The organism is Streptomyces sp. NRRL WC-3742 (assembly GCF_000720635.1).
In the GTDB taxonomy this organism is placed as follows: Bacteria; Actinomycetota; Actinomycetes; order Streptomycetales; family Streptomycetaceae; genus Kitasatospora.
The window spans coordinates 22263-35230 of the sequence record NZ_JOCF01000088.1 but is presented as its reverse complement, the minus strand read 5'-3'; the positions used below and the strand labels follow the sequence as shown (position 1 = coordinate 35230).

Below are 12968 nucleotides of genomic sequence, written 5' to 3'. Positions count from 1 at the left end.
GGTGATCAGCCCTGCGCGTCGAGGAGGGCGCGGCCGACGGTGGTGGGGAAGTACAGGACCACCCGGCCCTCGCGGCGGCGCCCGACCAGGCGGGCCTCGCGCAGCACGCGCAGGTGGCGGCCGACCGAGCCGAGGGGCAGGCCCGTGAGCGCGACCAGCTGCGTGGTGCTCTTGGGCTCCGCCAGCCGGGCCAGGACGGCGGCCCGGCCGGGGCCGAGGAGGGCGGCCAGCGGGGCCGCGCTCTCCACCGGGGCTTCGGCCAGCACGCCCGCGCACGGGTACACGACCCCGTACCCGCACGGACCCCGCGAAGGGCGCGGATCGTCCCAGCAGAGCCAGGTCTGCTGAAACGTCACCGGCACGAACACCAGCCGCGCACCGGCGAGTTGGCGCTCCCCCGCGTCCCCCGTGGTGATCTGCAGCCGCTCCCCGCCGAGCCAGCGCAGCCCCGGGCGGGTGCCCTCCAGCGCCGCCGCCCAGCCGCCCTGCGCCGAGCGGGCCGCGCGGGCGAGGACGTCCGCCTCCAGGACGCGCCGCCGCCGGGCCCAGTCCGGCGCCACCGTCTCCTCCCACACCCACTCCAGCAGCCGCGCCGCGCACCCGGCGAGGTCCCCGTGCGCGAGCGCGGGCGGCAGCGGGCCGCGCAGGCAGTACGCGAGGTCGGCCCGCGCCACGTCCGGAGAAGTGGCCCGCACGGCTGCCAACTCCCCTTCGAACCCGAGGCTTTCACCCGGCACGGGCGTCAGGAACGTCGCGTTCCACCCGCCCCCGAGCGCCGCCGGCACCAGCGCCGCCGCCTGCGGATCGGCCGCCAGCCGCGCCCGGTAGGCGCCGAGGTGCTCCTCCAGCCAGCGCCGCTGCCCCGGGTGCGCGGCGGCGGGCCGGTGCAGGGTCTTGAGCGCCGCGAGGGCCTCCGCGAGCGGGGAGACGAGGAACCGCGCGCCCGCCAGGGTGTCCGCGTCCACCTGCCACCAGCCCACATCGCCCTCCCCACCCTCTCCGGTACGGGCTTTCGCGCCCCCGCGAAAACCTAACGCCCCCGCCGCCCCCGCCGACACACTGCCCGCCATGCCCACCACCTATCGCCACCTGCTGCGCCACCGCGAGTTCGCCGCGCTGTTCGCCTCCTCCACCGCCCACACCGCCGCGCAGACGCTCGCCTCGCTCGCCCTCGGCGTCCTGGTGTACGGGCGCAGCGGCTCGCCGCTGTTGTCCTCGCTCGCCATGTTCGGCCCGGCGCTCGCCCAACTGCTGGGCGCCGCCACCGTCCTGTCCGGTGCGGACCGCCTGCCGCCGCGCCGCGCGCTGACCGCCCTGGCCGCCGTCTCGGCCGCCGCGACGGCCGTCCAGGCGCTGCCGGGCCTGCCGCTGTGGGCGGTGTTCGCGCCGCTGCTGCCGCTGGGCCTCGCGGGCTGCCTGGCGGGCGGTGTGCGCTACGGGCTGCTCGCCGAGCTGCTCAGCCGGGACGGGTACCTGCTGGGCCGCTCGCTCCTCAACGCCTCGACGGGCGTGGTCCAGGTCCTCGCCTTCGCGGCCGGCGCCGCCCTGACCGCCGCGCTGACCCCGGGCGGCACCCTGCTGCTGGCCGCCGCCTGCCACCTCCTCGCGGCCGCGACCGCCCGTACGGGCCTGGCCCGCCGTCCGGCCCGCCGCGCCGGGGCGGCGACGCCGGCTGCCAGCTGGTCGGCGACGGCCCGCCTCTGGTCGGACCCCGAGCGGCGGCGGGTGTACCTGGCGCTGTGGGTGCCGGGCGGGCTGATCGTCGGCGCCGAGTCCCTGTTCGTCCCGTACGACCCGGCGCACGCGGGCCTGCTGCTCGCGGCCTCCGCCGCCGGGATGCTCACCGGCGACGCGCTGGCGGCCCGCCTCCTGCCCGCCCGACTGCCCGCCCGGCTGCGCGCCCGCCTGGCCATGCCGCTGTGCGCGCTGCTCGCCGGGCCGTACCTGGCCTTCGGCGTGCGCCCACCGCTGCCCGCCGCGTCGGCGCTGGCCGCCGTCGCGGCGCTCGGGTACGCGAGCGGCCTGCTGCTCCAGCAGCAGCTGCTGGACCGCACGCCCGGCGACCTGACCGGCCACGCCCTGGGCCTGCACACCAGCGGCATGCTCGCCTTCCAGGGCCTGGCCGCCACGGCCGCGGGGGCCGCCGCCCAAGTCACCTCCCCGGCCACGGCGATGTCGCTCACGGCGGCCGCTTCCCTCACCGCCACCGCCGTCCTGTGGCCCCGGGACCGCCGGGCGGGCAGTAGGATCGACCGCGCTTACACAATTTGTCATCCGCACCGCTGGTAGGAGGCTTTTCATGGCTCAGGTCACGCTGAAGGGGAACCCGGTCCAGGTCGGCGGCGAGCTGCCCGTCACCGGCAGCCAGGCCCCGGCGTTCACGCTGGTCGGCGAGGGTCTCGCGGACGCCTCGCTCAAGGACTTCGCCGGCCTTCGCAAGGTCCTGAACATCTTCCCGAGCGTCGACACCCCGACCTGCGCGACCTCGGTGCGCACCTTCAACGCGAAGGCGTCCGAGCTGGAGAACACGGTCGTCCTCTGCATCTCCGCCGACCTGCCGTTCGCGCAGGCCCGCTTCTGCGGCTCCGAGGGCCTGGACAAGGTCAAGACCCTCTCCACGCTGCGCGGCCGCGAGTTCCACGGCACCTACGGCGTCGACATCGCCGACGGCCCGCTGGCCGGCCTGACGGCGCGCGCGATCGTCGTCCTCGACGAAAACGACACCGTGCTGCACACCGAGCTTGTCGCCGAGATCGCCGACGAGCCGAACTACGAGGCCGCCCTCGCCTCCCTCAGCTGAGGCTTCCGCCGGAGGGCGGCGTACGGCACCGGCCGTACGCCGCCCTCCGGCGTTCCCGGGCCCGGACTTCCCACTCCCGGTGCCCCGCCCTATCCTTGGCGCCGCTCGTACAAGATCAGCGCGTTGCAGGGGGACGAATTCATGACCGGAACGATCGTGGTGCACGCCGAGCCGACGAGGTTCGCGCTGAGGAGCGGGACGTTCAGGGTCGTCATCGACGACGCCCTCACCGGCCAGGTCAAGCTGGGCGAGTCCGTGGTGACGGCGCGCGGGACCGGGCTGCACATCGCCTTCGCCCCGCAGCCCTCGCAACCCGAAGGAAACGGCCTGTGGTGGGAGTCCGACCCCGCCCTCGCCAAGCGCTACCGCAAGGATGACGGCGCCTGAGCGACCCGCCGCTCGGTGCACAATGCACCAGGGGCCAACTGGGCGGGGAGGACTGGCACATGGGGAAGTCGAACGGTCCGGGAGTCGGACGATGGCTGCTGCACGGGGCGCTGACCCTTGCCGGGCTCGCTGTCGTCGCGCTCTCCTTCCTCCGCTACGACGCCCTGTACGAGGACGACCGCGCCGTCCTGACCGCGCCCCGGTGCGGTACACCGGCCGCCGCTCAACACGCGGACTGCGTACGGCTGGAGAGCGCTGCGGTGACGGGGAAGGACGTGAAGGACGACGGTTCGACCCGGTACGAGGTCACCGTGCGCCGCGAGACAGCGGGCGAGAAGACCTTCGAGACCAGCGAGTCGTTCCACAGCGCGGTGCACACGGGCGACTCGGTGGAGCTCAGGATCTGGAAGGGCCGGGTGGCCGAGCTCGCCTTCCGGGAGCGGAGCACCCGGCCCGAGAACGTCCCGTTGCTCGCCATGATCTGGGTGGGCCTGCTGGCCGCAGGGGGAACCGCCCTCCTCGTCGCCGGTGTGGCGCGGCCGCCGTACGCGTGGGTGGTTCCGGTCGCGGTGGCGGTCCTGTACTCCCCCGGCGTCTGGTACATCGGCATCAGACTGCTGTCCGCCCGGTTGCCGGCGGTGGTCACCCTGGGCGTGCCCGCTCTGGTCTGGCTGGCGATCACCGCTTTCGCCGTCGTCCTGGTGCGGGACTGAAGCGGCATCCTGGGGCGGCCCGGGGCTTGCCCGGCATCAGGGCCCTACGGCCGCCCGTCCCAGGCGGGGAAGTCGTACGCGTCCCACAGCTCGCGCTCGTCCTCGCCCGGCGCGTGGCGGACGGACGGTTCGAGGTCCCAGATCCGGGTGGCCCGGCCGTCCGCCGTGTACCGCGGCCAGCCGGGATCGGCGGCGCGGGCGAAGGAAGTCCAGGCGTCCATCATCCGCCCGGACATCGCGGTCAGCGCCGGCCGCTGCCCGGCGACGGTCTGCGGGCCGCGCGGGTAGGCGTCGAGCACCAGAGTGCCGAAGACGAAGGGCAGTTCGAGGGTGTGCATGGCGCCGAGGTTCTGCGCGGCGGGCAGCCCGGGGACGTACGGGACGTGCCAGTCGAACCGGTAGACGTAGGTGGGCCTCCACCGCGACTGCGCCTCGGCCAGGCGCAGGGTGGGCACCCGCTCGATCTGGTCGCTGAGCATCGCGTTGACGACCCGCCCCTCGGGCAGGCCCGGGCGGTTCGCGGCGTAGCGGTCGTACATCTGCTGCCTGCGCGGCGCGAGGACGGGCGGGATCGCGCGGTAGGCGCTCAGCGGGAGATCGAGCAGCCGGGGGTTGAACATCGCCCAGAAGTCGGTCTCGTCGGCGGTGGTGCCGGTCATCACGTCGACGCGGCGGGCGCTCCCGGCCGCGACGCGCTCGACGACGGGGCCGGGGACGAGGGAGCCGTCGATGTACGGGCCGAAGAAGACGGCCCCCGCCGGGCCGGAGGTGCCGCTTTCGGCGCGCTGCTGGAGTTCGAGGACCTGCCGGGTGGTCAGCCGGTCGAGGTCGGCGACACCGTGGATCCCGCCGGTGGCGAGGACGTGCGCGGCGGTGGCGCGGGCCGAGTCGGCGGTGTGGACGAGGTAGCCGGGGCCGCTCTGCACGACGGCGCGGCGGAAGAGGCGCTCGGGACGGTCACCGGCGAGCAGCGCGCTGATCGAGACGCCGCCGGCCGACTGGCCGAACACGGTGACCTGGGCGGGGTCGCCGCCGAAGGAGGCGATGTGCCGGCGCACCCAGCACAGGCCCGCGACCTCGTCGCGCAGGCCGTTGTTGCCGGAGCCCGCGTAGGCGGGGTCGAGGCCCCCGAGTTCGGTCCAGCCGAGGATGCCGAGCCGGTAGTCGAGGCTGACGACGACCACGTCGCCGCGCTCCGCGAGCCGCCCGCCGTCGACGACGGGGTCGGCGGCGGAGCCGAGTTCGTCCGCGCCTCCGTGCAGGTACACCATGACGGGCTTGAGCCGAGCCCGACTCGCCTGCGGCGCCCAGACGTTGAGGTAGAGGCAGTCCTCGGTGCCGGTCCCGCCCGCGCCGAGGTCCTGCGGGCAGCCCGGCTTGACGGCGGTGGCCTCGAGGGTGCCCCGCCAGGGGACGACGGGCTGCGGCGGGCGGAACCGGCGCTCCCCGGTCGGCGCGGCGGCGTACGGGAGGCCGAGGTAGGCGCAGCGGCCCTCTTGGGGCATGCCCCGCACCCGTCCGAGCGAGGTCGCCGCCCGGCAGCTGTGCGCCGCCGCCGTCGCCGCACTCGCCCCTGCGGGCAGCGCCGCGACCGCCGTCAGCACCAGGGCCGCCGCAGTGGCCCACCGTGTCAGCCTGTGCACCGCGCCGCTCCCGTCCGCCGTCCGTCACGTACGGCGTCCAGGGTGCGCGCGTACGGGGCGCGGTGTCACCGACTCCCGGGCGGAGGCGCGCCGCCCCCACCCGTGGGTGGAGGCGGCGGACGCCGGATGGGCCAAGGGAGATGGAAGCCTACGGCGGGGGGATCGGGCCCGGTGCCGGCAGGTCGCCGGGCCCGGGCCGCCAGGTGCCGCCGCCGGGGAGGTTCTGGAAGCCTCCGAGGAAGTAGTCCAGGTCGGGACGGAGTTCGGGCAGACCTAGGAGGGTCTGCAGCGGCTGCCGGAGCTCGTCCGGGACGGGGAACACGCCGCCCGCCATCCAGGCGTCGTCGCCGAGCCCGTCCGCGAACAGGTGCCGAATCGTCAGGTACTGGTCGCGGTCCAGCTCGACTGCGTCGTGCTCCCAGTCGTCGGCACCGTACCCGCCCAGGTGCCAGGCCATGTTCCGCCCGTCCGCGAAGGGGTAGCCGCCGCCCTCGGGGCTCTCGTTGTCAGTGTCGTTCACACCCGAACCGTATGCCCCGACCGCCTTCCGGGGCAGCAGGATTATCGCGGCCAACCCTGCTCGATGCCGGTCGGCGATTGGCGGCGCAGCGGGGCGAGTTCGCGTTCCAGGGTGCGGACGTCGCGGGCGATGCGGGTGGCGATCTCGGCGTGGCCGGTGCCGGCGGGCAGCATGCGGGACCAGGAGCGGGACTTGGCCGGGCCGTCGTGCACCATGTGGAAGTTGAGCCTCACCACCCCGGCCACGTCGACCAGGCTGACCAGCACCCGGGTGTCCGTGAGGTCGATGGTGACCTCGTTCCCGATGCACGAGCACGCCACCAGGCCGTCGATGTCCTGCTCGGCCAGGTGCCTGGCCAACGGGACGGCCCTACCCCGGACCAGTATCGGACGTTCTACGAGACCCACCGGACCCGCCTCCTCGACCAGCTGCGCCTGACCGACCGCCCGGCCTCGGCGCATCGCGCGCCGTGACGGACCGGGCACGCCCATGCTCCCCCACACTCCGGCTGAGCGCCAAGTCCGCTCCTTCCCAAGTGAATTGGGTGAACGCACCGGCCCGGCGCACCGGAGCACACCACGGCGCACCCGGCGGGTCGGGCCCGCCGGGCAGCGCGCGGGGGCCGCCCGGCCCTCCGACCTGCCGGGCTCCGCCCGGGGCCCGAAGCGGCGGTCTCCCCGGCGGGAGCCTCCGGGCCGCCGGCCTTCGTCGACCTGTCCGTAGGCGGGCTGCTGGCGGCCACCCGGCCGCCGGTGACCGTCGGCCGGATGTTCAGCAGCTCTGCACCGGACATGGCAGAGCTCACAGCCCGGCGGGCGGCCCGCGCTCATCCCGGGTTCACCCGGGGCCTCTTGCTCAGCGGGTGGCGCGGCCGTGCAGGACCAGCGCCCGGGCCAGCGCGCCCAGACCCGCCGTGCACAGCGCCGTCCGCAGCATGTTCGTCGCCACCCACGTCCCCGCGAACTTCTCCCGCACGGCGGCGAGATCGTGGATCCGCGCCGGATCACCGGCCGCCGCCAGGTCGTTGTTCAGCGGGACGTTCACGCCCATCGTCACCAGCAGCGCGAGCACGTACAGCAGCGTCGCCGCCCCCGCCCACAGCGCCACCCGCCGCCGCCCCGCCCTGTGCTGCAGCCACGCCGCCGGTCGTCCCCCGCCGCCAACCCCGGCATCACCGACACGTCGAACGCGAAGAACAACCCCGCCATCAACCCCATCGCGATCGTCGCCCCCACCAGCACCAGACCAGCGGCCCGACTCCCGGAGGCGACGGCGGCCGCGGGAGCCGAGAACGACGGCGGTGCGGTGCTCTGATCGGTACTCATCCCGTGGACGCCTCCCCGCTTTCTCCGACAACCGGCTCAGGCGTTGAAGACGCCCGTGGCGGCGGCCTCACGGGCGTAGTCCGCGAAGTCCTTCGGCTTGCGGCCGAGGGCGCGCTCGACGCCGTCGCAGAGGGAGGCGTTGCGGCCGTCGAGGACGAGGGTGAACAGCTCGACGAGGTCCCCGGGCAGTCCCTCCGCCTCCAGGACGGCGCGGTACTCCTGCGCCGTCACGGGGGTGAAGCGGATCCGCCGGCCGGTGGCGAGCGCCAACTCGCCGACGGCGTCGGCGAAGGAGAGCAGCCGGGGGCCGGTCAGCTCGTACACCTCGCCGGCGTGGCCGGGCTCGGTCAGGGCGGCGACGGCGACGTCGGCGATGTCCTCGGCGTCGACGAACGGCTCGAGGGCGTCGCCGACCGGCAGGGCCACCTCGCCCGCGAGCACCGGGTCCAGGAAGAAGGACTCGTCGAAGTTCTGGTTGAACCAGGCGCACCGCACGATCGTCCAGGCGGGCACGCCGGAGTCCATCACGGCCCGCTCCCCCGCCTCCGCGGCCTCCTCGCCGCGCCCGGAGAGCAGGACCAGCCGCTCGACGCCGCGTTCGGCGGCGAGCCGGGAGAAGTCCCGCACGTGCTCGACCGCGCCGGGCAGGGCGAGGTCCGGGTAGTACGTCAGGTACGCGGCGGTGACGCCGTCGAGGGCGGGCCGCCAGGTGCTCTCGTCGTGCCAGTCGAAGGGCACGGCGGCGCTGCGCGAGCCGATCCTTACGTCGTAGCCGCGTTCGACCAGCCGGGTGGCGACGCGACGGCCGGTCTTGCCCGTGCCGCCGACGACCAGCACCGCGCCCGCGTCGGTCGGCAGAACACCAGTCACAGTCATAACGATCGTCCTCGTTTCGATAGGTCGGGATCCGAGAGTTCGGAAAGGCCGGAGAGGCCCACAGAGGCCGGGGAGGCCGGGGAGGCCGGTCGGGAGAGCCGGACCGGGGTTCCTCCTCCTGGTCTCCATCGAAGCGCCCGCCGGGCCCACGGACCATGGCCGCAGCGCTCAGGTCCATGCGCGAGCGTCTACGCCGGCGGACTTGTCTCCCGGGCACCCCAGGGCCTACGTTTTGAACGCATTCAATTTGAACGCATTCAAAAGTACCGAGGGGGAACACCATGGGACGACGGCTCATCGCGCCACCCACGAGGAAGTCCCGGCTCATCGTCCTTCTGGCCGTCCTCAGCTGTGCGCCGGCCATCATCAAGCTGCACACCAGCACAAACCCGCCGGACGGCCTCGTCATGATCATCGAGGCGCTGGTCGTCACCCTGACCGCGCTGCCGCTGATCGCCTACGACCAGAGCGGCTTCCGCGCCGGCACGATGACCTCCGGCTGGCTGATCTTCGGCGCCCAGCTCCTCCTGTCGGCATTCTGGGTCTTCATCCTCCTGATCCCCTTCGTGGTGTTCCTCCCCGCCGGCCTCCTACTGCTGATCGCGGCCAGGCGCGACGCCCCGGTCGCCCGGCTGACGATCGCCGTGGTCCTCGGCGCGCTCCCGTACGCCTGGCTCCTCGGCTTCGACTTCTTCCTGGACTGACGCCCGGGCGGCGCCCCGCGCACCCCGAGGCGATGATGGTCCGGCGACGGACCGAAGCCGCCCCGTGATGGGGCGCCCGTCCGAGGGGGCGAGCGAAGGAAGGCCCCGGCATGACCGATCCCGTGAAGCCGTCCCCGTCATCCCAACGGCCGCGCCCACTCCCGCCCGGCGTGGTCGAGACCGACGTCCCCGCCCGGCTCGACCGGCTGCCGTGGTCCCGCTGGCACTGGCGCATCGTCATCGGCCTGGGCACCGTCTGGATCCTGGACGGCCTGGAGGTGACGATCGTCGGGAACATGGCCGGCCGTCTCGCCGAGGACGGCAGCGGCATCAGCATCACCACCGCCCAGGTGACCACCGTCGCGGCGGCCGTGTACGTGGCGGGGGCCTGCTGCGGCGCCCTGTTCTTCGGCTGGCTGACGGACCGGCTGGGCCGCAAGAAGCTCTTCATGGTGACGCTCGCCGTCTACCTCGCGGCCACGGCCGTGACCGCCGTCTCCTGGACGGCCTGGTTCTTCTTCCTCTGCCGCTTCTTCACCGGCTTCGGCATCGGCGGCGAGTACGCGGCGATCAACTCCGCCATCGACGAGCTGATCCCCGCCCGGCTGCGCGGCCGGATCGACCTCGTCATCAACGGCAGCTTCTGGATCGGCGCGGGCCTGGGCGCCTTCGCCTCGATCGCCCTGCTGAACACCTCACTGTTCGCCACCGACGTCGGCTGGCGCCTCGCCTTCGCCATCGGCGTCGTCCTGGGCCTGGTCATCCTCCTGGTGCGCCGCCACGTCCCGGAGAGCCCCCGCTGGCTGTTCACCCACGGCCGGGCGGACGAGGCCGAACGGGTCGTGGCCGAGGCGGAGCAGGCGATCGAGCGGGAGACCGGCCGCCGGCTGCCGCCCGTCGACGGGCCGCCGATCCGGATCCGCGAACGCGGACCCATCGGATTCACGACGATCGTGCGCACCGTGATCGTCCGCTACCCGCGCCGCACCGCCCTCGGCCTGGCGCTCTTCATCGGCCAGGCGTTCCTCTACAACGCCGTCACCTTCGGGTACGCCACCATCCTCACCACCTACTTCGACGTGCCCGAGGGCGACACCGGCTACTACTTCGCGGTGATCGCCCTCGGCAACTTCCTCGGCCCGCTGCTGCTCGGCCACCTCTTCGACTCCGTCGGCCGCAAACCGATGATCGCCGGCACCTACCTCGGCTCGGGCCTGCTGCTGTTCGCCACCGCCGCCCTCTTCCAGCGCGGCGCGCTCTCCGCCACCACCATGACGGCCTGCTGGACGGCGGTGCTGTTCCTCGCCTCGGCCGGGGCGAGCGCGGCCTATCTGACGGTCAGCGAGATCTTCCCACTGGAGACCAGGGCGATGTGCATCGCCTTCTTCTACGCCGTGGGCACGGCCGTCGGCGGCATCAGCGGCCCGCTGCTGTTCAACGGCCTGGTGAGCAGCGGCGAGGTCTCGGACACCACCCTCGCCTTCTGCGTCGGCGCCGCGCTGATGGCGCTGGCCGGTCTGGTGGAGGCGGCGATCGGGGTGAAGGCCGAGCGGCGCAGCCTGGAGTCCCTGGCCGCGCCGCTCAGTGAGGTCGCCCCGTCGCAGAAGGGGTCGTAGGTCAGCGCAGGACGCCGTGGACGGCCTCCGGGTCACCGGGCGCGAGCCGGCCCGCCCCGGCCTCCGCGGCCGCCGCACCCGTTAGCGCCTTGGCGGCGGCCGGCGGCGGGGTCACGTACACGGGCTCCGGGTCCGCCTCGGGCGCGCAGGTCTTGGCGATGCGGCCCTTGCCGTCCGGCAGGCTGCCGTCGCGCAGGTAGGCGGTGAAGGTGTCGTCCAGACAGGCGTTGCCGTGGAAGAGGATCTCGTGGAAGCTGCCGCCGTTCTGGACGACGAGCTTGGAGCCGGGCAGCGCGTCGTGCATGGCGAGCCCGCCCTCGTACGGGGTGGCGGCGTCCTCGGTGGCCTGGAAGAGCAGCACCGGGGGCAGGCCCTTGCCGTTGATCTTCAGGCGCCCGTTCTGGTTGCCCTGGTAGGGCCAGAACATGCAGGCGGCATTGTACCACATATTGTTGTACGTGTAGAAGGGCGCGACGGCGTCGACCTTCGCCTGGTCCTTCTTCCAGACCTCCCAGTCGCGCGGCCAGGCGTTCTCGGTGCACTGGGCGGCGTTGTACGCGGGGAAGGTGCCGTCGTCGGTGGCCGACGGGGCGGCGTACTTGTTGTACGCGATGGCCAGCGGCCGGGTGTCGTGCTGGGTCAGGAAGCCGGAGAGCACGGTCGCCATCCGGGGCCAGCGCAGGAAGTTGTAGCCGCCGCCGTAGAAGGTGTCCTCGAACTCGGCGGGGCCGATCTTGCCGGGGGCGGGCGCGGCCGCGACCGGCTCCTTGCGCAGCGCGTCCTCGACCTGGGCGTACGCCTTCTTCACGGTGGCGGCGTCGGTGCCGAGGTGGTAGACGGAGTCGGCCTTGGCGGCCCACTCGGCGAAGGCGTCGAAGCGGCGCTGGTGTTCCTTGTCCTGCAGGATGTTGTGGTCGTACCAGCTGATGGTCGGTCCGACGATGCTGTCCAGGACCATCCGGCGCACGTGCGAGGGGAAGAGCTGGCCGTAGGTGGAGCCCAGCGAGGTGCCCCAGGAACCGCCGTAGAAGTTGATCTTCGGGGCGCCGAGGGCGCGCCGGATGCTCTCCATGTCGCGGGCGCTGTCGACGGTGGTCATGTGCGGCAGCAGCCAGGACCAGTCCGCCGCGCAGTCGGCGGCGTAGCCGGCGGCCTTCTTCAGCCACGCCTTCGCGGTGCCCTGGCTGACCTGGTAGTCGGGGCGCTCCGCGTCGAAGTAGTGGGCGTCGCAGACGACATGGGGGTCGCTGGCGTTGGTGCCGCGCGGGTCGAAGCCGATCCAGTCGTAGGTGGAGGCGACGTCGGCGGGGATCTTGCCGGAGATGTACGCGGGCATCCAGAGCCCGGAGTCGCCGGGGCCGCCGGGGTTGAGCAGGATCGGGCCCTGCTGCTTGTCCTTGGGCGCGGTGGCGGGCAGGCGGTTGACCTTGATGCTGATCTTGCGGCCGCGGGGGTCCTTGTAGTCGACCGGCACCTCCAGCATCGCGCACTGGAGGGCGGGGGTGGTGGCGTCGTTACAGGAGGTCCAGGCCAGGCGGGCCGGGTTGAAGTCCTCCTGGGCGGCGATGTCGGGGTCGGCGGCGGAGGCGGAGGTCACGCCGAGGGTGGCGACGGCCGCCGCTGCCGCGAGGAGGGCGATGGCTTTTCTCATGGGGAGCATGATGTGACATGTGCAATGGCACATCTAGAGAAGCGACCGGACTTTGCCAAGACTTGACCTTTAGCTGGCCATCCGTCAGCTACCCGGAGGCGCCCGAACATGCGGGAGCCCCGACCGTCCGGGCCGGGGCTCCTGGTGGACCGTCCCTCAGCTCAGGCAGCCGACATGGGCCAGCGCCCGCTTGAGCAGCGCCCCCTGGCCGCCCGGCATGTCCTGCAGCACCAGCTCCGAGGACGCCTCCTGCGGGCTGAACCACACCAGGTCCAGCGCGTCCTGCCGGGGCCGGCAGTCCCCCGACACCGGGACGACGTAGGCGAGCGAGACCGCGTGCTGGCGCGGGTCGTGGAACTCGGTGACACCCAGCGTCGGGAAGTACTCGGCGACGGTGAACGGCTGCAGCGACGCCGGGATGCGCGGCAACGCGACCGGCCCGAGGTCCTTCTCCAGATGCCTCAACAGGGCGTCCCTGATCCGCTCGTGGTGCAGCACCCGCCCCGACACCAGCGTGCGGCTGACCGTCCCGTCCGGACCGATCCGCAGCAGCAGTCCGATCTCCGTCACCTCCCCCGTGTCGTCGACGCGGACCGGCACGGCCTCGACGTACAGGATCGGCATCTTGGCCCGCGTGGTCTCCAGCTCCTCGGGGGCCAGCCAACCGGGCGTGGTTTCCGTCAAGTCAGACATTCGCCGATCGTACGATCCCCACGGCCCTTCCGCCCCATCC

15 protein-coding genes are annotated in these 12968 nt (G+C 73.4%); 7 read left to right on the top strand and 8 right to left on the bottom strand.

The window, feature by feature from the left end; translation table 11 throughout:
* Positions 1–5 precede the first annotated feature (5 nt).
* Positions 6–980 carry an ArsR/SmtB family transcription factor gene (locus IH61_RS0135130; protein ID WP_031077514.1) on the bottom strand — a complete coding sequence of 325 codons (975 nt, stop codon included), beginning with the start codon at positions 978–980 and terminating at the stop codon, positions 6–8.
* A gap of 88 nt (positions 981–1068) precedes the next feature.
* Between IH61_RS0135130 and IH61_RS0135125 the strand changes: the two genes are divergently transcribed.
* The 4 genes from IH61_RS0135125 (at position 1069) to IH61_RS0135110 (ending at position 3900) form a co-directional block, all read left to right on the top strand.
* Complete coding sequence (locus IH61_RS0135125; RefSeq protein ID WP_031077513.1) at positions 1069–2289, top strand: hypothetical protein; 1221 nt, start codon at positions 1069–1071, stop codon at positions 2287–2289.
* A gap of 10 nt (positions 2290–2299) precedes the next feature.
* Entirely contained in the window at positions 2300–2800 is a 501-nt protein-coding gene (gene tpx, locus IH61_RS0135120) for a thiol peroxidase (protein WP_031077510.1), read from the top strand.
* 141 nt (positions 2801–2941) lie between these two features.
* Entirely contained in the window at positions 2942–3187 is a 246-nt protein-coding gene (locus IH61_RS0135115) for a hypothetical protein (protein ID WP_031077507.1), read from the top strand.
* A gap of 59 nt (positions 3188–3246) precedes the next feature.
* Positions 3247–3900: a hypothetical protein gene (locus IH61_RS0135110; RefSeq protein WP_031077505.1), complete on the top strand. Its 654-nt coding sequence runs from the start codon at positions 3247–3249 to the stop codon at positions 3898–3900.
* Positions 3901–3944: 44 nt separating this feature from the next.
* Here the strand turns inward: IH61_RS0135110 and IH61_RS0135105 are convergent, their stop codons facing one another.
* The 4 genes from IH61_RS0135105 to IH61_RS49225 form a co-directional block, all read right to left on the bottom strand.
* Positions 3945–5543 carry a carboxylesterase/lipase family protein gene (locus IH61_RS0135105; protein ID WP_199823431.1) on the bottom strand — a complete coding sequence of 533 codons (1599 nt, stop codon included), beginning with the start codon at positions 5541–5543 and terminating at the stop codon, positions 3945–3947.
* Positions 5544–5691: 148 nt separating this feature from the next.
* Positions 5692–6063 (bottom strand): hypothetical protein, encoded by a 372-nt coding sequence (locus IH61_RS0135100; RefSeq protein WP_234327470.1) that lies wholly within the window; start codon positions 6061–6063, stop codon positions 5692–5694.
* Positions 6064–6104: 41 nt separating this feature from the next.
* Positions 6105–6422 carry a hypothetical protein gene (locus IH61_RS0135095; RefSeq protein WP_031077500.1) on the bottom strand — a complete coding sequence of 106 codons (318 nt, stop codon included), beginning with the start codon at positions 6420–6422 and terminating at the stop codon, positions 6105–6107.
* A gap of 496 nt (positions 6423–6918) precedes the next feature.
* Positions 6919–7170: a DUF1772 domain-containing protein gene (locus IH61_RS49225; protein ID WP_051838578.1), complete on the bottom strand. Its 252-nt coding sequence runs from the start codon at positions 7168–7170 to the stop codon at positions 6919–6921.
* Positions 7171–7188: 18 nt separating this feature from the next.
* On the opposite strand from IH61_RS49225, the gene IH61_RS49220 reads away from it, so the two are divergent.
* A complete protein-coding gene (locus IH61_RS49220) occupies positions 7189–7377 on the top strand; it encodes a hypothetical protein (protein WP_051838577.1) in 189 nt (62 codons plus the stop codon).
* A gap of 47 nt (positions 7378–7424) precedes the next feature.
* On the opposite strand, the gene IH61_RS0135085 is transcribed toward IH61_RS49220, so the two are convergent.
* Positions 7425–8264, bottom strand: coding sequence for an NAD(P)H-binding protein (locus IH61_RS0135085; RefSeq protein ID WP_051838576.1), 840 nt, complete (start codon positions 8262–8264; stop codon positions 7425–7427).
* A gap of 281 nt (positions 8265–8545) precedes the next feature.
* Between IH61_RS0135085 and IH61_RS0135080 the strand changes: the two genes are divergently transcribed.
* Positions 8546–8968, top strand: coding sequence for a hypothetical protein (locus tag IH61_RS0135080; RefSeq protein WP_031077495.1), 423 nt, complete (start codon positions 8546–8548; stop codon positions 8966–8968).
* Positions 8969–9078: 110 nt separating this feature from the next.
* The gene (locus tag IH61_RS0135075; RefSeq protein ID WP_051838575.1) at positions 9079–10584 is read left to right on the top strand and encodes an MFS transporter; all 1506 of its coding nucleotides are present in this window, start codon (positions 9079–9081) and stop codon (positions 10582–10584) included.
* Position 10585: 1 nt separating this feature from the next.
* On the opposite strand, the gene IH61_RS0135070 is transcribed toward IH61_RS0135075, so the two are convergent.
* Both IH61_RS0135070 and IH61_RS0135065 read right to left on the bottom strand, forming a co-directional pair.
* Positions 10586–12235, bottom strand: coding sequence for an alpha/beta hydrolase (locus tag IH61_RS0135070; RefSeq protein WP_234327468.1), 1650 nt, complete (start codon positions 12233–12235; stop codon positions 10586–10588).
* Between the two features lie 156 nt (positions 12236–12391).
* The gene (locus IH61_RS0135065) at positions 12392–12928 is read right to left on the bottom strand and encodes an NUDIX hydrolase family protein (RefSeq protein WP_107057322.1); all 537 of its coding nucleotides are present in this window, start codon (positions 12926–12928) and stop codon (positions 12392–12394) included.
* Positions 12929–12968 lie beyond the last annotated feature (40 nt).

Excerpts from the sequence above, each read along its gene's own strand:
- IH61_RS0135080 (WP_031077495.1), top strand. The coding sequence starts at position 8,546 with ATGGGACGACGGCTCATCGCGCCACCCACGAGGAAGTCCCGGCTCATC.
- IH61_RS0135110 (WP_031077505.1), top strand. The coding sequence starts at position 3,247 with ATGGGGAAGTCGAACGGTCCGGGAGTCGGACGATGGCTGCTGCACGGG.
- IH61_RS0135085 (WP_051838576.1), bottom strand. The coding sequence starts at position 8,264 with ATGACTGTGACTGGTGTTCTGCCGACCGACGCGGGCGCGGTGCTGGTC.
- IH61_RS0135065 (WP_107057322.1), bottom strand. The coding sequence starts at position 12,928 with ATGTCTGACTTGACGGAAACCACGCCCGGTTGGCTGGCCCCCGAGGAG.
- tpx (WP_031077510.1), top strand. The coding sequence starts at position 2,300 with ATGGCTCAGGTCACGCTGAAGGGGAACCCGGTCCAGGTCGGCGGCGAG.
- IH61_RS0135075 (WP_051838575.1), top strand. The coding sequence starts at position 9,079 with ATGACCGATCCCGTGAAGCCGTCCCCGTCATCCCAACGGCCGCGCCCA.
- IH61_RS0135070 (WP_234327468.1), bottom strand. The coding sequence starts at position 12,235 with ATGAGAAAAGCCATCGCCCTCCTCGCGGCAGCGGCGGCCGTCGCCACC.
- IH61_RS0135115 (WP_031077507.1), top strand. The coding sequence starts at position 2,942 with ATGACCGGAACGATCGTGGTGCACGCCGAGCCGACGAGGTTCGCGCTG.
- IH61_RS0135125 (WP_031077513.1), top strand. The coding sequence starts at position 1,069 with ATGCCCACCACCTATCGCCACCTGCTGCGCCACCGCGAGTTCGCCGCG.